The organism is Pseudarthrobacter chlorophenolicus A6 (assembly GCF_000022025.1).
GTDB classification, from domain to species: Bacteria; Actinomycetota; Actinomycetes; order Actinomycetales; family Micrococcaceae; genus Arthrobacter; species Arthrobacter chlorophenolicus.
Genome location: NC_011886.1, coordinates 1,696,734 through 1,713,409, shown reverse-complemented (window position 1 = coordinate 1,713,409; position 16,676 = coordinate 1,696,734). Strand labels below are relative to the sequence as shown.

At 67.0% G+C, this 16,676-nt stretch carries 14 protein-coding genes; 7 read left to right on the top strand and 7 right to left on the bottom strand.

The annotated features are described in order from the left end of the window. Nucleotides 1-57: 57 nt before the first annotated feature. Together ACHL_RS07705 and ACHL_RS07700 are read left to right on the top strand one after the other, a co-directional pair. Entirely contained in the window at nt 58-1,767 is a 1,710-nt protein-coding gene (locus ACHL_RS07705; RefSeq protein ID WP_015936738.1) for a sensor histidine kinase, read from the top strand. Continuing rightward, nucleotides 1,764-2,477, top strand: a complete 714-nt coding sequence (locus ACHL_RS07700; RefSeq protein ID WP_015936737.1) for a response regulator — start codon at nt 1,764-1,766, stop codon at nt 2,475-2,477. Before ACHL_RS07705 ends, ACHL_RS07700 begins: the two co-directional genes overlap by 4 nt. A 7-nt stretch (nt 2,478-2,484) precedes the next feature. Here ACHL_RS07700 and ACHL_RS07695 read toward each other — a convergent pair whose 3' ends face one another. Continuing rightward, nucleotides 2,485-4,395, bottom strand: coding sequence for an AMP-binding protein (locus tag ACHL_RS07695; protein ID WP_015936736.1), 1,911 nt, complete (start codon nt 4,393-4,395; stop codon nt 2,485-2,487). 174 nt (nt 4,396-4,569) lie between these two features. On the opposite strand from ACHL_RS07695, the gene ACHL_RS07690 reads away from it, so the two are divergent. The 4 genes from ACHL_RS07690 to ACHL_RS07675 are packed head-to-tail and all read left to right on the top strand — an operon-like array spanning nt 4,570 to nt 8,823. Then, nucleotides 4,570-5,229 carry a GntR family transcriptional regulator gene (locus tag ACHL_RS07690; protein ID WP_015936735.1) on the top strand — a complete coding sequence of 220 codons (660 nt, stop codon included), beginning with the start codon at nt 4,570-4,572 and terminating at the stop codon, nt 5,227-5,229. Beyond that, nucleotides 5,222-6,742 carry an MmgE/PrpD family protein gene (locus tag ACHL_RS07685; RefSeq protein WP_015936734.1) on the top strand — a complete coding sequence of 507 codons (1,521 nt, stop codon included), beginning with the start codon at nt 5,222-5,224 and terminating at the stop codon, nt 6,740-6,742. The genes ACHL_RS07690 and ACHL_RS07685 overlap by 8 nt, the downstream gene beginning before the upstream one ends. Then, entirely contained in the window at nt 6,743-7,648 is a 906-nt protein-coding gene (gene prpB, locus ACHL_RS07680; RefSeq protein WP_015936733.1) for a methylisocitrate lyase, read from the top strand. A gap of 35 nt (nt 7,649-7,683) precedes the next feature. Next, nucleotides 7,684-8,823 (top strand): bifunctional 2-methylcitrate synthase/citrate synthase, encoded by a 1,140-nt coding sequence (locus ACHL_RS07675; protein ID WP_015936732.1) that lies wholly within the window; start codon nt 7,684-7,686, stop codon nt 8,821-8,823. Nucleotides 8,824-8,907: 84 nt separating this feature from the next. On the opposite strand, the gene ACHL_RS07670 is transcribed toward ACHL_RS07675, so the two are convergent. Continuing rightward, entirely contained in the window at nt 8,908-9,390 is a 483-nt protein-coding gene (locus ACHL_RS07670) for an 8-oxo-dGTP diphosphatase (protein ID WP_015936731.1), read from the bottom strand. A gap of 91 nt (nt 9,391-9,481) precedes the next feature. Between ACHL_RS07670 and ACHL_RS07665 the strand changes: the two genes are divergently transcribed. Continuing rightward, nucleotides 9,482-10,183 carry a hypothetical protein gene (locus tag ACHL_RS07665; protein WP_015936730.1) on the top strand — a complete coding sequence of 234 codons (702 nt, stop codon included), beginning with the start codon at nt 9,482-9,484 and terminating at the stop codon, nt 10,181-10,183. 31 nt (nt 10,184-10,214) lie between these two features. Here ACHL_RS07665 and xerD read toward each other — a convergent pair whose 3' ends face one another. The 5 genes from xerD to ACHL_RS07640 all read right to left on the bottom strand — a co-directional run bounded on the left by xerD (nt 10,215) and on the right by ACHL_RS07640 (nt 16,665). Continuing rightward, nucleotides 10,215-11,303 carry a site-specific tyrosine recombinase XerD gene (gene xerD, locus ACHL_RS07660; protein WP_015936729.1) on the bottom strand — a complete coding sequence of 363 codons (1,089 nt, stop codon included), beginning with the start codon at nt 11,301-11,303 and terminating at the stop codon, nt 10,215-10,217. Further along, nucleotides 11,303-11,965 (bottom strand): NUDIX domain-containing protein, encoded by a 663-nt coding sequence (locus ACHL_RS07655; RefSeq protein ID WP_015936728.1) that lies wholly within the window; start codon nt 11,963-11,965, stop codon nt 11,303-11,305. Before ACHL_RS07655 ends, xerD begins: the two co-directional genes overlap by 1 nt. A gap of 25 nt (nt 11,966-11,990) precedes the next feature. Further along, nucleotides 11,991-13,754, bottom strand: coding sequence for a CTP synthase (locus ACHL_RS07650; protein ID WP_015936727.1), 1,764 nt, complete (start codon nt 13,752-13,754; stop codon nt 11,991-11,993). A gap of 126 nt (nt 13,755-13,880) precedes the next feature. Then, nucleotides 13,881-15,620, bottom strand: a complete 1,740-nt coding sequence (recN, locus tag ACHL_RS07645; RefSeq protein ID WP_015936726.1) for a DNA repair protein RecN — start codon at nt 15,618-15,620, stop codon at nt 13,881-13,883. A gap of 4 nt (nt 15,621-15,624) precedes the next feature. Continuing rightward, a complete protein-coding gene (locus tag ACHL_RS07640; RefSeq protein WP_015936725.1) occupies nt 15,625-16,665 on the bottom strand; it encodes an NAD kinase in 1,041 nt (346 codons plus the stop codon). Nucleotides 16,666-16,676 lie beyond the last annotated feature (11 nt).

Below are 16,676 nucleotides of genomic sequence, written 5' to 3'. Positions count from 1 at the left end.
TCGCGGTGCGGGTGCCGGGTGACCCGGCCAGGCCCGGAGACGGAGGGAAAGGTACTGATGATCCACCGCTGGAGTATCGCCCGCCGGCTCTTTGTGGCGAACCTGTTGATTGTGGTGTCCTTCATCGCCGTGGTGGGAACGGCGGCCTACGTGGATGCCCGGGACCGGACGTACAGCGAAGCGGGCCTGCGGATGACCGGCATCGCCACCTCGATCGCCTTCAACCCGTTGGTACTGCAGGCCGCAGGGACGCGTGACCCGTCGTCAAGCCTGCAGCCCTATGCCCTCGACGTCATGGAGGAAGCCCACGTAGATTTCATCACCATCATGGCCCCGGACCGGACACGCTGGACCCACCCCAGGAACGAGGAACTGGGCAAGCCGTACATCGGTTCCATTGATGCGGCGCTGCGGGGCGAGACGTTCACCGAGGTCACCTCCGGCACGCTGGGCCCCTCCGTGCGCACCATCGTTCCAGTGAAGGACGACGCCGGTACGGTCCGCGCCCTTGTAGCCGCGGGAGTGACGGTGGGCACCGTCGACGTTGCCTTCGCGGCGCGCCTCCCGGCACTCGCCGCCATCGGCCTCGCGTTGCTGGTGGGTGGCTCGCTGGCCTCGTGGCTCCTGGGCAGGTACCTCCGGCGCGTCACGCGCGGCTGGGGGCCCGAGCAGCTCTCCCAGCTGTTCGCCTACTACGAATCCGTGCTCCACTCGGTCCGCGAGGGCCTGATCCTCATCGACACCCGGGGGCGGGTGGTGATGTACAACGACCAGGCCGCGGAGCTGCTCGGCCTTGCCCAGACCGGCAGCAGCGACCCCACCCGGTCCCCATCGCTGTCCGACCTTCCGCTCGATGAGGGGCTCCGGGGCCTTTTCGAATCCGGGCGTCCCGCCAATGACGAAATCGTCCTTACCGGATCACGCGTCCTGGTGGTGAACCAGGGCCCTGCCAAGGGGCCGGAGTCCTTCGGCCCCCGGGGCAGGACGCCGGTGTACGGTACTGTGGCCACCCTCCGCGACCGGACGGAGATTGAGGCGCTGGGCAATGAGCTGGAAACCATGCGCACCCTTTCCGATGCCCTGCGGGCACAAACCCATGAACATGCCAACAGGCTGCACACCATGGTGTCGCTGCTGGAGCTGGGACGGACCCAGGAAGCACTGGATTTCGCCACGAAGGACCTCGAGTTGAGCCAGCAGCTGACCGATGACATGGTCAGCTCGGTGGACGAGCCGGTCCTTGGCGCGTTGGTGATGGGGAAGGCGGCTGAAGCGCACGAACGCGGCGTCCACCTGGAAGTCACAGCACTCGGTTCGGGCACGTCGGCGGGGATCGCCGTGCAGGACCTGGTCACGGTCCTGGGCAACCTGTTGGACAACGCCATCGATGCCGCGGCCGACGCTCCCCCGCCGCGCCGGGTGGAGCTGACGGTAGAGTCGGACGAGGAGGGGCTGGACATCGCCGTCCACGACTCAGGAGCCGGCATTGACCCGGCGTCTGCGGAGAACATGTTCCGGCACGGTTTCAGCACCAAACCCGCCGGCCCCGGCGGGCGTGGCATAGGCCTGGCACTGGTCCGCCAGGCCGTGCAGCGCCTGGGCGGCTCACTGGTCATCAACGGGCGCCGGGGTGCCAAATTCGAGGTCTTCCTCCCGGCGGCTGTGGCGCCGGAGGAGCCAGTGCCGGGCAGTCCACCGGGCACCCGGAACAGGAACACGGAGCTGCTGCCGGAACAGACGCTGCCGGAAAGGGAGCATAAAGGGTGAGTAATATTCGCGTCCTCGTCGTTGAGGACGAAGCCATCGCCTCGGCAGCCCATGCGGCCTACGTTGGACGGATGCCGGGCTTTGAGCTGGCTGGCACGGCGCCCGACGGGCAATCGGCTTTGCGGCTGCTGGGCGATTTCGCGGCCTCCGGCAGTCCTGTGGAACTCGTCCTGCTGGACATGAACCTCCCGGACCTGCACGGCCTGGACATTGCCCGCCGCATGCGGGCGGCAGGCCTCCTCGCGGACATCATCGCCATCACCGCCGTCCGGGAGCTCGCCGTCGTGCGCAGCGCCGTAGCCATCGGCGTGGTGCAGTACCTCATCAAGCCGTTCACCTTCGCCACGTTCTCGGACAAGCTTGAGAGTTACCGCCAGTTCCGCCAGCAACTGGCGGACGGTACGGGTGCGGCAGGAAAGGCCGGCGCCTCCCAGAGTGAAGTGGACCAGGCCTTCGCGAGCCTGCGGGCGCCGTCCGAGCTTCCCCTGCCCAAGGGGTTGTCCACCTCCACTCTTGACTCCGTCAAGGACTTCCTCAAGGCCCAGCAGACTGCGGTCTCCGCTACCGAGGTCATGGATGCGTTGGGCATGTCCCGCGTCACGGCCCGCCGCTACCTTGAGTACCTGGCCGACGCCGGCACGGTGCAGCGGACGGCGAGGTACGGAACCCCGGGCCGTCCGGAGAACGAGTACCGCTGGAGCGGCCGCTGACAGGAGGTCAGGGCTGCAATGTTCCGGATTCCGGTATTTCCGGCCGCAGTGTTCCGATGAGCTGCTCGATGACCCCAACGTCCTCGGTTGTGGAGGGCACGGTGTATTCCACGCCGTCGGCAATCTGCCGCATCGTCTTGCGGAGGATCTTCCCTGACCGCGTCTTGGGCAGCGCGTCCACCACAGTGACGTGCTTGAAGTCGGCGACAGCGCCGATGTCGCGCCGGACCATGGCCACGAGTTCGGCGGCCAGGACGTCGTCCTGGACGTCGACACCGGATTTGAGGACCACATACCCGCTGGGGCGCTGGCCCTTGAGCGGATCAGCGAGGCCGATGACGGCGCACTCAGCCACTGCCGGGTGCTGGCCGATCACCTGCTCCATCGCTCCGGTGGAGAGGCGGTGGCCGGCGACGTTGATGATGTCATCCGTCCGCCCCATGACGAAGACGTACCCGTCGCTGTCCCGGTAACCGGAGTCTCCGGTGGCGTAACAGCCTTCGAAGGCCTGCAGGTAGGACGAGACGAAGCGTTCGTCGTTTCCCCAGAGGGTGGTCAGCGTCCCGGGCGGAAGTGGCAGCTTCAACACGATGTTCCCTTCCACGCCCGGTTCCACCTCCTCCCCCAGTCCGTCAACGATGGCCAGCCGGAAACCGGGCATGGGGACGCTGGGAGAACCTGCCTTGATGGGCAGTTCCTCCAGCCCGCGGGGATTGGCGCAGATGGCCCATCCTGTTTCCGTTTGCCACCAGTGGTCCACTACAGGAACGCCCAGGGACATCGAAGCCCAGTGGAAGGTGTCGGTGTCCAGCCGCTCCCCCGCGGTGAAAAGGGTCCGCAGGCTTGAGATGTCGTAGTCCCGCAGCAGGGCTGCCTCCGGGTCTGCCTTCCTGATGGCCCGCAACGCCGTGGGGGCGGTAAACAGCACATTGACCCGATGGTCCCGGACCACCCGCCAGAAGGCGCCGGCGTCGGGGGTTCCCACAGGTTTCCCCTCGTACAGCACACTGGTGGCCCCTGCCAGCAGCGGTCCGTAAACAATGTAGGAGTGCCCCACCACCCAGCCGACGTCCGAAGCGGTCCACATGACGTCGCCCGGTCCGGCTCCGTAGATGTTCCTGAGCGTCCAGTCCAGCGCGACGGCGTGCCCTCCGTTATCGCGCACCACGCCTTTGGGCGTCCCGGTAGTGCCCGAGGTGTACAGGATGTAGAGGGGATCCGTCGCCGCCACGTCAACGGGCGGAGCCGGCGTCGCGCCGGCTACCTCTGTGTCCCAGTCCAGCCATCCATGGTCGGCGGCAGAGGCGGCGAAGCCCTCCCTGGCCTTGGCGATGACAGGAAGGCCAGGGACGCCGGCCAGGGCCAGGGCCTCAGCCACGGCGGGCAGGTACTCGATCCTGCGCGTCGGCTCCAGTCCGCCAGAAGCCGTTACTAACAGCACCGGTTGGGCGTCACGGATCCGGGCAGCGAGTTCCTTGGGCGCGAATCCGCCAAAGACCACAGAGTGGACGGCCCCGAGCCGTGCGGAGGCAAGCATGGCGATGACGGCCTCCGGAATCATCGGCATGTAGATCACGATGCGATCGCCCTTCCCGACACCCCGGTCCCGCAGGACGCCGGCAAAATCCGCCACGAGCCGGGTCAGCTCTGCATAGGTGAAGCGGCGTTGGGTGCCGAGCATTGCCGAATCGTAAATCAGGGCGTCCTGGCTCCCCCTGCCGGCCTCCACATGGCGGTCCAGCGCGTTGTAGCAGGTGTTCAGGGTGCCGTCCGGGAACCAGCCGTACAACGGTGCCCGGCTTGCGTCGAGCGCATGCCGCGGTGGCGTGGACCAGTCCACCCCGGCGGCGGCACCAAGCCAAAAAGCGGCTGGATGGGCAAGGCTCGTTTCGTATGTTTCCCGATAGCTGTCAACCATGAAAATGCATCCCGTCCACGACGTTGTGTTGCGGCAATGCTAGCTAAGGGACCATCTCCAAACAAGGGCTATGTATACATAAAACATCCATTCTTGCCCGAGGCTTCGGAAAAGACTGGAAATTCGGCGGCTTCTGTATACACTGAAGGAGTCCAGTTACCGAAGGAGTTACCGATGCGCGCCAGCGACAGGGCCTACGCCGCCCTCCGGGACGACATCACGGAATGGCGCCTGCTTCCCGGCACAGTCCTGGGCGAAGTCGAACAGTCCGAACGCCTCGGCGTCTCGCGCACACCGCTCCGGGAGGCGCTGGGCCGGCTTACCGCGGAAGGGCTGACGACGACGGCGGGCGGCCGCGGCGTCGTCGTCACCGACGTCTCGCTCGACGATATCGACGAACTGTTCGAACTCCGCGAAACGCTGGAATGCAAGGCCGCTGCGTTGGCTGCAGAACGTGGGGACGCTGCCGTCTTCCTCCAACTGCAGAAGGAACTCCTTGAGGCGCCGGCACTCATTGACGGCAGCGATCCTGGACGGCACGCGTATTACGGCCTGGCCGGGCGGCTCGACGCCGCCATCGATGATGCGGTAGCCAATGCCTACCTCATCCAGGCCATGCGGGCCCTCCGGGTGCACCTGGTCCGCGTCCGCAGGCTCGCTGCGGACGACGCGGAACGGCTCACCGCCGCGGCGGCTGAACATGCTGCCATCGCCGAAGCCATTGCTTCCCGCAACCCCCGCCTGGCTGAAGCAGCCACCACCCTCCATCTCCACCGCAGCCTCACCCACGTCAAAAATACGCACAAACCTCATCACAGGGAGAACCATGGTTAAGCAGCACCACGTCCGCGTCTACAAGAGCGAAGAGAACCTGGCCCGGGAAGAGCAACTGGCCCATAAGATCGCCACCGTGGCCGCCGATCCCGTTGAGGTGGCCCCGGAGGTGACCGAGATGGTCATCAACCGCATCATCGACAACGCTTCGGTGGCCATTGCGTCGCTGAACCGGGCGCCGATCGTCGCCGCCCGCGCGCAGGCCCTCACCCACGCGCCAAGCACCGGCGGCAAGGGGGCCAAGGTTTTTGGCATCGGCGAGCGCGTCTCCCCCGAGTGGGCTGCCTGGGCCAACGGCGTGGCAGTCCGTGAGCTCGATTACCACGACACGTTCCTGGCCGCGGACTACTCCCACCCCGGTGACAACATCCCGCCCATCCTGGCCGTCGCGCAGCACACGGGTTCCAGCGGCGCCGACCTGGTCCGCGGCATCGCCACCGGCTACGAGATCCAGGTAAACCTGGTGAAGGCGATCTGCCTGCACAAGCACAAGATCGACCATGTGGCCCACCTGGGCCCGTCTGCAGCGGCCGGCATCGGCACCCTGCTGGGCCTCGACGTCGAAACCATCTTCCAGTCCGTGGGCCAGGCGCTGCACACCACAACCGCCACCCGCCAGTCCCGCAAGGGCGAGATCTCCACCTGGAAGGCCCATGCACCTGCCTTCGCCGGGAAGATGGCAGTCGAGGCGGCCGACCGTGCCATGCGCGGGCAGACCTCCCCGGTGCCGATCTACGAAGGCGAAGACGGCGTGATCGCGTGGATGCTGGACGGCCCTGATGCCTCCTACGAAGTCCCCCTTCCCACTCCGGGTGAAGCCAAGCGTGCCATCCTGGATACCTACACCAAGGAGCACTCGGCTGAGTACCAGGCCCAGGCGTGGATCGACTTGGCCCGCAAGCTGCACCGCGAACACCCCGGGGTCACCGATCCCGCCAACGTGGCGTCGGTACTGATCAGGACCAGCCACCACACGCACTATGTGATCGGATCGGGCGCCAACGATCCCCAGAAGTACAGTCCCACCGCCAGCCGGGAAACCCTGGACCACTCCATCCCCTACATTTTCACTGTGGCTCTCCAGGACGGTTCCTGGCACCACGTGGACTCCTACGCCCCCGAACGCGCGGCCCGTCCGGACACCGTGGAGCTGTGGCAGAAGGTGACCACTGAGGAAGACCCGGAGTGGACACGCCGCTACCACTCCCTGGACATCAGCGAGAAAGCCTTCGGCGGGTCCGTGGAGATCACCCTCACTGACGGCACGGTCATTGCGGACCAGATTGCCGTGGCGGACGCCCACCCGCTGGGTGCCCGGCCGTTCGCCCGGGAGCAGTACGTCAACAAGTTCCGCACCCTCGCGGCCGGGCTCGTGGAGCAGGCCGAGATCGAGAGGTTCCTCGCCGCCGTCGAGCGCCTCCCGGAACTCGCAGCCGGCGAACTGGACCAGCTGAACATCACCGCCGCCCCCGGCGTGATCAACCTCGGGAACGCTCCGAAGGGACTGTTCTAAATGCTCTACTCCAAGACCACGCCCGAACAAAAGCGGGTGAAACTCCGGGAGCTGCTTGGTTCCGGCACCGTCCAGCAGTTCCCGGGAGCGTTCAATCCCCTCTCGGCCCGGCTGATCGAGGAGAAAGGCTTCGCGGGCGTCTACATCTCCGGCGCCGTCCTGGCCAACGACCTTGGATTGCCGGACATCGGGCTGACCACCCTCACCGAAGTGGCCACCCGCGCCGGGCAGATCGCCCGCATGACCGACCTTCCCGCCATCGTGGACGCTGACACCGGCTTCGGCGAACCGATGAACGTTGCCCGCAGCATCCAGGAACTCGAAAACGCCGGCCTGGCCGGCTGCCACATCGAAGACCAGTTCAACCCCAAGCGGTGCGGCCACCTGGACGGCAAGAACGTGGTTGACCTGGACACCGCCGCCAAGCGCATCCGGGCCGCTGCCGATGCCCGGCGCGACCCCAACTTCCTCATCATGGCCCGCACCGACATCCGTGCGGTGGAAGGGCTCGAAGCCGCGCAGGACCGCGCCCGCGCACTGGTGGAGGCCGGTGCCGACGCCATCTTCCCGGAGGCCATGAAGGACCTGTCCGAGTTCCAGGCCATCCGGGATGCCGTGGACGTGCCGATCCTCGCCAATATGACCGAGTTCGGAAAGAGCGACCTGTTTACGGTGGAACAGCTGCAGTCCGTGGGCGTCAACATGGTGATCTACCCGGTCACCCTGCTGCGCATTGCCATGGGAGCTGCAGAGCGTACGCTGGAAACGATCAAGGCAACAGGATCACAGGAAGCACAGGTGGAGAACATGCTCACCCGTGCGCGTCTCTATGACCTCGTGGACTACGAGGCGTATAACCGCTTCGATACCGGCGTTTTCAACTTCCAGATTCCCGGCGTCCGGTAGGACTAGGGAAACCCGCAAGAACGAAGGAGTTCAACATGGCTGATGAAGATATCAAAAAGGGCCTGGCCGGCGTCGTGGTGGACTACACCGCCGTCTCCAAGGTCAACCCGGACACGAACTCCCTGCTGTACCGCGGCTACCCCGTCCAGGAACTGGCCGCCAGGTGCAGCTTCGAGGAAGTGGCCTACCTGCTGTGGAACGGTGAACTGCCTGCCGAAAGGGAGCTGGCGGAGTTCACGGCGAGGGAGCGCGCCGGGCGTGCGCTTGACCCGGTGGTCAAGCAGGTCATCGATGCGTTGCCGGTGACCTCCCACCCCATGGATGTGTGCCGGACCGCGGCCTCCGTGATGGGTGCCCGGCACCCGCAGGCAGAGGACTCCTCACGCGAGGCCAACATGGCCAAAGCCGTGGACCTGTTCGCCGCCATGCCGGCGGTAGTGGCCTACGACCAGCGCCGCCGCCACGGCCAGGACCTGGTGGAACCGCGTGAGGACCTTGGCTATTCGGCCAATTTCCTGTGGATGACTTTCGGCGAGGAACAGGTGCCCGAGGTGGTGGAGGCTTTCAACGTCTCGATGATCCTCTACGCCGAGCACTCCTTCAACGCCTCAACCTTCACTGCACGGGTCATCACCTCTACGCTGTCCGACCTGCACTCCGCCGTCACAGGAGCCATTGGAGCCCTGAAGGGTCCGCTGCACGGCGGGGCGAACGAGGCCGTAATGCACACCTTCGACGAGATCGGCATCCGGCAGGAGGAGTCCCTCGAGGAAGCGGCAGCCCGAGCGAAGGCCTGGATGGAGGATGCCCTGGCGAACAAGAAGAAAGTCATGGGCTTCGGCCACCGCGTCTACAAACACGGCGATTCCCGGGTGCCCACCATGAAAGCCGCCCTGGACAAGATGATTGCCCACTACGGCCGGCCCGAACTGCTGGGGCTGTACAACGGCCTGGAAACGGCAATGGATGAGGCCAAGGCCATCAAACCGAACCTCGACTACCCGGCCGGGCCCACGTACCACCTGATGGGCTTCGACACCGCCACCTTCACACCCCTGTTCGTGGCCAGCCGCATCACCGGCTGGACAGCACACATCATGGAACAACTCGACTCCAACTCGCTGATCCGTCCCCTGAGTGAGTACATCGGCCCGGAAGAGCGGCACCTGCCCTAGCGTTTGACAGGAAGTACGACGGCGGTGCGGCACCCGGGTGCCGCACCGCCGTCGGGCGTTGAGGGGCCCGGGAAGGCCTGCAGCCTAGGGAAGGACGCTGCGGGACGAGGCGACGGATTCGTTGTCGGCATCCATGGTGACCACGACATTGACCGTGCCGCCTTCGAGCACCACGGGCAGCCAGTGGTCAGCGTCCTGCCACATCCGGTCCACCGGCAGGGTATCCACCCGAAACCATTCGGGCAGGATCTCGTCGCTGGGCTGCGGGTCACCGGTCCAGGTGCGGGCCGTGAAAAGGGTGGTCTCCATGTCCCACTCCGGCCTGGCGGGAAACACGAAGTGCACAGCTCCCGCATCCGTCAGGTCCCCCTGCTGCAGCACCACCCCCGTTTCCTCCAGGACTTCCCGGATTACGGCCTGCACGCTGGTCTCCCCCGGCTCGACGTGCCCGCCGATGCCCACGATCTTGCCCCTGCCGAAGCCGGTCTGCTTCAGGCCCAGGAGGACCTGCGTGCCGTCGGCACCGTCGCGTAGCAGGAAGCAGAGGGTCACAGCGGCTGCGGTCATTTTCCCAGCCTAACGGGGCCCTCCGGGCGGGCAGCCCGCGGCACGTGGACTGAGGCCGCATGGCCGCCGGCGCGTTGCTACAGTGAGGCCCATGAGCACGGCCGGAGAGGAACTCCCCGCCCCCAAACCCAAGTCCACTGCCACCGGACAAACTGGGTGGCATCCGCCGGCGTGGCTGGTCAGGAATCCGCTGCACGCCGGCTGGATCTGGACCGGTTCCTGGGCGGCGCTGATCGTCGCCGACGAGTTCCTGGATTTTGCCGGCTGGGCCTGGTACGCCTTCGTAGGAATGGCAGCCCTGCCCACCCTCGGCTGCACGGTAGCCCTCCTGCACGCCACCCCGCGACGCTACCTGCGGCCGGCGAAGGAGTCCGTGCTCTCGCACTTTTTCGTCCGATTCCTGGCCCTGACGGCCGCCTTCCTCGTCTGGGGCATTTCCGTGGTGGCCAGCGCCTCGGTGTCCACCACCGTCCAGGCGCTGGCCGGGGACTCGGAACGCGCTGTCACGTCACTGGGCCTGAACCTCCTGGTCGCCGCTGTCCCCCTGGTGGTCTCCGTGCTGTGGATGGCGCTGATTGTCCGCTGCGCCTGGTTCCTGCGCCGGCTCCGCGGCTGGCACCAGGTGCCGTCCCGGGATTCGCGGCTGCCGAAAAAGTTCCTGCGTTCTTCTCCCGACCTCCGGCGCGTGGTGGTGGGACTCGCCCACCCGGGCCTGCTCCTGGTGGCCGGGCTGGGCACTTCCATCCTGGCCCTGCTGCTCGGCGCGGGGGAACTGACCATCGACCTGGACTAGCCGGCGTGCCCGGGTGCCTGCCTGGGAAGGATCAGCCCAGTGCCCGGGGGTGGGCGGCTGCGTAAACCTCACGGAGCGTATCGGCGGTCACCAGCGTGTACACCTGGGTGGTGGTCACCGAGGCGTGGCCCAGGAGTTCCTGGACCACCCGCACGTCCGCGCCGCCTTCGAGGAGGTGGGTGGCGAAGGAGTGCCTGAGCGTGTGCGGGGAAACGTCCCGGGTGATGTTGGCTTTCTCTGCGGCCACCTTCAGGATGGTCCAGGCGCTTTGGCGGCTGATCCTGCCGCCGCGGGCGTTGAGGAACAGCGCCGGCGTCCCCTTGCCCTTCGCGGCCAGCAGCGGACGGCCGCGCACGAGGTACGCTTCCAGTGCCCTCGCGCCATAGGACCCCAGCGGCACCAGCCGCTCCTTGGAGCCCTTCCCAAAGAGGCGGACGATGGCCGGCCCCTGTTCCGTGTCATCGCCCGCCAGCGAAATATCGTCAACGTCCAGCCCCACGGCTTCGCTGATCCTGGCACCCGTGGAGTATAGGAATTCGAGCAGCGCACGGTCCCGGAGCCCAGTGGCCGTGTCAGTGCCCGCCGCTTCCAGGATCCTGGTGACCTCGTCCACGGTGATGGCCTTGGGCAGCCGCTTGCCGGCCATGGGCGGATGGACCTCGCTGGCCGGGTCCGACGCCGTATGCCCCTCCAGTGCCCAGAACTTATGCAGGCCCCGGACGGCCACCACGGTCCTCGCGGCGGACCGCACCCCCAGGGCAGTACCGCCGTCGGATCCGTCCGAGAGGGCGCGCACGAAACCCGTCACGTGGTGCCGGGTGATGTCCCCGGGCTGCTGGCAGCCGGTGCCGGCCAGATAGCGGGAGTAGCGGGCGAGGTCCCTGCGGTACGCGGCCAGGGTGTTGGCTGCCAGGCCACGTTCAACGCCCATGTGCTGCAGGTAATCCGTCACCCCGCGGTCAATCTTCGTGGGTGCGGCGGCAGCCTGCACTGGTTCCGGCGCCTTGGTCTGCGGTGCTTTGGAGTCCGGCGCATCGGTTTCCGATGTTTTTGAGTCCGGCACTTCGGCCACCGTGGTTGCCGCCGGCGGCGCCATCCCGGCGGACGGACCCGGACCCATCAGCGCTGGCTGGGGTGGGCGGGCCAGGGTGCGTCGGCGGGGCGGAGCCCGGCGTACCCGTCTGCCCGGGCGGCCGCGGCTGCGAGGATCCCGACGACGGCCGACGGGTTGTGCAGCCGGCCTGCCAGGACGGACGCTACGGCCTCGTCCAGGCTGATCCAGTGGAATTCGATTTCGGCTTCCTCGTCAGTCCGCTCGTGCCGCTCGGCATGCGGGACCTCGGTGAGGTCCTGGGCCAGGTAGATGCGGATGGCCTCGCTGGAGGATCCGGGTGAGTTGAACACGTCTGCCAGGACGTTCCACGTTCCTGCGGCGAGGTCCGCTTCCTCGGCGAGCTCACGGGCGGCGCCCGCCACAAAGTCTTCGCCTTCAACGTCCAGCAGGCCGGCCGGGACTTCCCACAGGTCCATCCCTACAGGGTGCCGGTACTGCTTGAGCAGGAGGATTTCGCCCTGCGCGTTCATGGGCAGGACAGCGACGGCACCGGGGTGGTCGATGTAGTCGCGGGTGAGGGCGTCGCCGGTGTCCTGGAGCTGGAAGGTGTCACTGACCACGTCCCAGATCCGGCCCTCGTAAACCTTCTCGGTACGCAAAAGACGGCGTGGGCTCGGTGCATCCGAAACCTGCCTGGCTGCAGGGGTGGTTTCAGGTGTACCGGGCATCACGCCGTCCTTTGTTCTGTTGGCTCTACTTAGCCGCTACCGTACCGGACTCCGGAGCGCCGGCGGTTACGGCTGCGGCCGTGTCGGCGTTGGCGCCCTGGTGGTCCAGGGCCGCCTTGATCAGGCCGGCGAACAGTGGGTGCGGACGCGTGGGGCGCGAACTCAGTTCCGGGTGCGCCTGGGTGGCCACGTAGTACGGGTGGACCTCGGCCGGAAGTTCTACGAACTCCACGAGCTTGCCGTCCGGGGAGGTACCGGAGAAGACGAGCCCTTCAGCGGCGATCTGGTCGCGGTATTTGTTGTTGACCTCGTAACGGTGGCGGTGGCGTTCACTGACGGTGGTCTTGCCGTAGGTTCCGGCAATGACCGAGCCTTCGTCGAGCTTGGCCTCATACAGGCCCAGGCGCATGGTGCCGCCCAGGTCACCGCCGCCCTCGACGAACTCCAGCTGCTCTTCCATGGTGGCGATGACCGGGTACTTGGAGTCCGGCTCAAACTCGCTCGAGGATGCACCTTCCAGGCCGACGACGTTGCGGGCGTACTCGATGACCATGCACTGCAGGCCGAGGCACAGGCCGAGCACCGGCAGCTTGGTCTCGCGGGCGAACTTCAGGGCGCCCAGCTTGCCTTCGAGGCCGCGGATGCCGAAGCCGCCCGGGACGCAGATGGCGTCGACGCCGTCGAGCGCCTTGACCGCGCCCTCACGGGTTTCGCATTCGTCCGAGGGGACCCAACGGATCTTGACCTTGGTTTCGTTGGCAAAGCCGCCGGCGCGCAGGGCCTCGGTGACCGACAGGTAGGCGTCCGGCAGGTCGATGTACTTGCCCACAAGGGCGATCTCGACGTGGTGCCGCGGGTTGTGCACTGCTTCCAGCAGACGGTCCCAGCTGGTCCAGTCGACGTCCTTGAACGGCAGGTCCAGGGCACGGACGATGTAGGAGTCCAGGCCCTGGGTGTGCAGGGTCTTGGGGATGTCGTAGATGCTGGGCGCATCCGGGCAGCCAATGACGGCTTCAAGGTCAACGTCGCACATCCGGCCGATCTTGGCGCGCATGGCTTCGGGAATTTCGCGGTCCGACCGGATCACGATGGCTTCGGGCTGGATACCGATGGAACGCAGGGCCGCTACCGAGTGCTGGGTGGGCTTGGTCTTCAGTTCCTGGGACGGTCCGATGTACGGGACCAGGGACACGTGGACGAAGAAGACGTTGCCGCGGCCCACGTCCTGGCGGACCTGGCGGGCCGATTCGAGGAACGGCTGGGATTCGATATCGCCAACGGTGCCGCCGATTTCGGTGATGATGACGTCCGGGGCGTTCTTGCCCTCGGCCGGCAGGCGCATCCGGCGCTTGATTTCGTCAGTGATGTGCGGGATGACCTGGACGGTGTCGCCGAGGTACTCGCCGCGGCGCTCCTTGGCGATCACCGTGGAGTAGACCTGTCCGGTGGTGACGTTCGCTGAGCCCTCGAGGTTCTCGTCGAGGAACCGCTCGTAGTGCCCGATGTCCAGGTCCGTCTCGGCGCCGTCGTCAGTGACGAAGACCTCGCCGTGCTGGAAGGGGTTCATCGTGCCCGGATCCACGTTCAGGTAGGGATCGAGCTTCTGCATTGTCACAGACAGGCCGCGTGCCCGCAGCAGGTGGCCGAGGCTCGAAGCCGTCAGCCCCTTACCCAGCGAGGACGCCACACCACCGGTCACGAAGATGTGCTTGGTCGTCTTGGATGAGCCCGGGAACCGGGAATTTACACGGGAATTTGATCGCTGCACCACGGAATTCGAGCCTATCATCAATTGAGCCTTCCAAGGATCGTCCGGACTGTTCCCCAAATGCTTCAGTGTGCAGTCCCGCGCACCTTCCGGGCAAGGGCCCGGGGCCCTCGCCCGGCGGTGAAGCGAGCAGGCGCGGAAACCCCCTCAGCCGCGCTGCGGCAGGAGTTTGGCGTCGTCAAGCAGCTCCTGGGCGTGCGCCTGGGCCGATTCGGAGTCCTCCTGGCCCGCCAGCATCCGGGCCAGTTCCCGGACCCGTTCCGTCCCGTCGAGGAGGCGCACATCACTGGACGTGAACCCGGTGGCGGTGCCGCCGTCGGCCCCCCGGACTGAGGTTTTGGTCACGGTGATGTGCTGGTCCGCGAAGGCTGCCACCTGTGGCAGGTGCGTCACCACCAGCACCTGGACGTGGCGGGCCAGCATGGCGAGGCGGCGGCCGATCTCGACGGCAGCGCGTCCGCCCACTCCGGCGTCCACCTCGTCGAAGACGAACGTGGGAACGGGGTCCACGGCGGCGAGCACCACCTCAATGGCCAGCATGACGCGCGAGAGCTCACCTCCGGATGCGCCCTTGCCCAGCGGCCGGGCGGGGGCACCGGAATGCGGCTGCAGCAGGAACGCGATGTCGTCGGCCCCGTGTGGTCCCAGCTGCCCGGCGGGCTCAAGGTTGATCACCAGCGTGGCATCCGCCATGGCCAGTGCCTTGAGCTCCGCACTGACCCGGGCTGACAGGTCCTTGGCAGCCTTGGCACGGATCTTACTGATGGCGGCCGCCTGCTTGGCCAGGTCAGCCTCCGCACGTGCCACCTCGGCGTCCAGGGACTCAATCCGCGAGGAGTCGTCCTGCAGTTCGTCGTGGCGGGCCCGGGCCTTCTCCGCCCATTCCAGCACTTCGTCGATGGTGGGTGCGTACTTGCGCACCAGCTTCGCCAGGGCACCGCGGCGGTCCTCGATTTCGGCAAGCCGCTCAGGGCCTTCCGTGTCGAGGCCCGCCTGGTAGCTGGCCAGGTCCGTGGCGATGTCATTAAGCAGGAAGCCCACTTCCGCGAGCCGGGCGGCGGCCGATCCGAGCTCGGCGTCGTGCTCCGCCACCTGTTCGAGCGTTCGCTTGGCCGCATCCACCAGGGTGGTGGCATCGCCGGCTTCGCCGAAGTCCTCCGCGATCAGGGCCTGGTGCGCGGTGCTGGCGGCGATCCGCAGCTCCTCGACGTTGGCGAGTTTCACGGCCTCGGCCTTCAGCTGCCCGTCCTCCCCCGGCTGCGGATCCACCTCGTCGATCTCCACCAGGGCTGTCTGCAGGGACTCGGCTTCGCGGAGCCTGTCCCGGGCGGCGCTGCGCAGGCTGTCCAGCTCTGCCTGGCTGGCCTTCCAGTGGGTGTAGAGCCCCTGGTAGGCGCCGAGCGGGCCGGCCAGCGTTTCACCGGCGAACTTGTCCAGCGCACCGCGTTGGGCTGCAGCGCCCTTGAGCCGGATCTGGTCGGTCTGCCCATGGACCACCACCAGGGTCTCGCCGATTTCAGCCAGGACACCGACGGGCGCCGCGCGGCCGCCCAGGAATGCGCGGCTCCGGCCATCGGCACCGAGGCGGCGTGCCAGGATCAGTTCCGCGCCGCCGTCGAACTCTTCAGCGTCGGCGCCCGCCTCAAGCGCGCGGACTACGGCGGGGTGGCCGGCGTCGAGCTTCAGGACCGCTTCAGCGGTGGCACTCTTAGCCCCGCTGCGGACGGCGCCCGCATCCGAGCGTGCACCGAGCAGCAGGCCGACGGCGGTGACCACCATGGTCTTGCCGGCGCCGGTTTCGCCGGTCACCACGCTGAGGCCGGGGCCCAGCGGCAGGGTTGCGTCGGTAATGACGCCCAGGTCGCGGATTCTCAGTTCTTCAAGCATGCTTTCACTCCGCAGTCGACGGATCAGATCCGGCTTGGGGACGGCCGGCCTGCGGCTCTTGGTTGTGGGGCACCTGCAGCGGCTGCATGGGCCGTGGCGTGCGGACCACGGGGATGGGCCCCGTATGGACCGCACTGGCCTTGGGCACCGGCCCCCGCCAGCCGTGGATGGGCAGCTCGAACTTGCGGACCAGCCGGGCCGAGAAGGGCGTCTGGTGCGTGCGGGCCAGCCGCACGGGGGTTGCCGACTTGGTGACTTCCACCCGGGCGCCCGGCGGAAGGTCCACGGACCGGCGGCCGTCACACCACAGGACGCCCTGGGCCTCGGTGCGGCCCAGGACCTCGACCGCGAGCTTCGACCGGGGCGAAACCACCAGTGGTTTGGCGAACAGGGCGTGGGCGCTGATGGGGACGATGACCAGCGCTTCCACCTCCGGCCAGACCACAGGGCCGCCGGCAGAGAAAGCGTAGGCGGTGGACCCCGTGGGGGTGGCCATCACAATGCCGTCCGAGCCGAACGAGGTCAGTGGGCGTTCGTCCACTTCAGTGACCACCTCCAGCATCCGTTCCCGGTTGGCTTTCTCGATGGCGGCCTCGTTCAGTGCCCAGGTGTGCCAGATTTTCTGGCCCCGGACCCAAACCTGGACATCGATGGTCATCCGCTCTTCCACGGTGTAATCGCGGCTTGCGATCCATTCCACCGTCTGGGCCAGGTCTGCACGCTCACTCTCGGCCAGGAAGCCCACATGGCCGAGGTTGACCCCCAGCAGCGGGACGTCCACTTCGCGGACCAGCTCGGCTGCGCGCAGGATGGTGCCGTCGCCGCCGAGGACCATCACCAGTTCCACCTCAGGCAGGCTCACATGGTCGTGGAGGACTTCGACGGGCTGGGCAAGGTGCCCGAAGAACCGCTCCATGTCGTCCAGTTCGGACTCCTGCATGACGGGCACAATGCCCGAGGCATGCAGGAGCGCACAGGCCTCCCAGGCGGCCTTCAGCGATTCCTCGCGGCCGGTATGGGCAAGGACCAGTACACGCCTGCTCATCAGGTTCCGCT

Excerpts from the sequence above, each read along its gene's own strand:
- ACHL_RS07705 (WP_015936738.1), top strand. The coding sequence starts at position 58 with ATGATCCACCGCTGGAGTATCGCCCGCCGGCTCTTTGTGGCGAACCTG.
- ACHL_RS07695 (WP_015936736.1), bottom strand. The coding sequence starts at position 4,395 with ATGGTTGACAGCTATCGGGAAACATACGAAACGAGCCTTGCCCATCCA.
- ACHL_RS07690 (WP_015936735.1), top strand. The coding sequence starts at position 4,570 with ATGCGCGCCAGCGACAGGGCCTACGCCGCCCTCCGGGACGACATCACG.
- ACHL_RS07685 (WP_015936734.1), top strand. The coding sequence starts at position 5,222 with ATGGTTAAGCAGCACCACGTCCGCGTCTACAAGAGCGAAGAGAACCTG.
- prpB (WP_015936733.1), top strand. The coding sequence starts at position 6,743 with ATGCTCTACTCCAAGACCACGCCCGAACAAAAGCGGGTGAAACTCCGG.
- ACHL_RS07675 (WP_015936732.1), top strand. The coding sequence starts at position 7,684 with ATGGCTGATGAAGATATCAAAAAGGGCCTGGCCGGCGTCGTGGTGGAC.
- ACHL_RS07670 (WP_015936731.1), bottom strand. The coding sequence starts at position 9,390 with ATGACCGCAGCCGCTGTGACCCTCTGCTTCCTGCTACGCGACGGTGCC.
- ACHL_RS07665 (WP_015936730.1), top strand. The coding sequence starts at position 9,482 with ATGAGCACGGCCGGAGAGGAACTCCCCGCCCCCAAACCCAAGTCCACT.
- xerD (WP_015936729.1), bottom strand. The coding sequence starts at position 11,303 with ATGGGTCCGGGTCCGTCCGCCGGGATGGCGCCGCCGGCGGCAACCACG.
- ACHL_RS07655 (WP_015936728.1), bottom strand. The coding sequence starts at position 11,965 with ATGCCCGGTACACCTGAAACCACCCCTGCAGCCAGGCAGGTTTCGGAT.
- ACHL_RS07650 (WP_015936727.1), bottom strand. The coding sequence starts at position 13,754 with ATGATAGGCTCGAATTCCGTGGTGCAGCGATCAAATTCCCGTGTAAAT.
- recN (WP_015936726.1), bottom strand. The coding sequence starts at position 15,620 with ATGCTTGAAGAACTGAGAATCCGCGACCTGGGCGTCATTACCGACGCA.
- ACHL_RS07640 (WP_015936725.1), bottom strand. The coding sequence starts at position 16,665 with ATGAGCAGGCGTGTACTGGTCCTTGCCCATACCGGCCGCGAGGAATCG.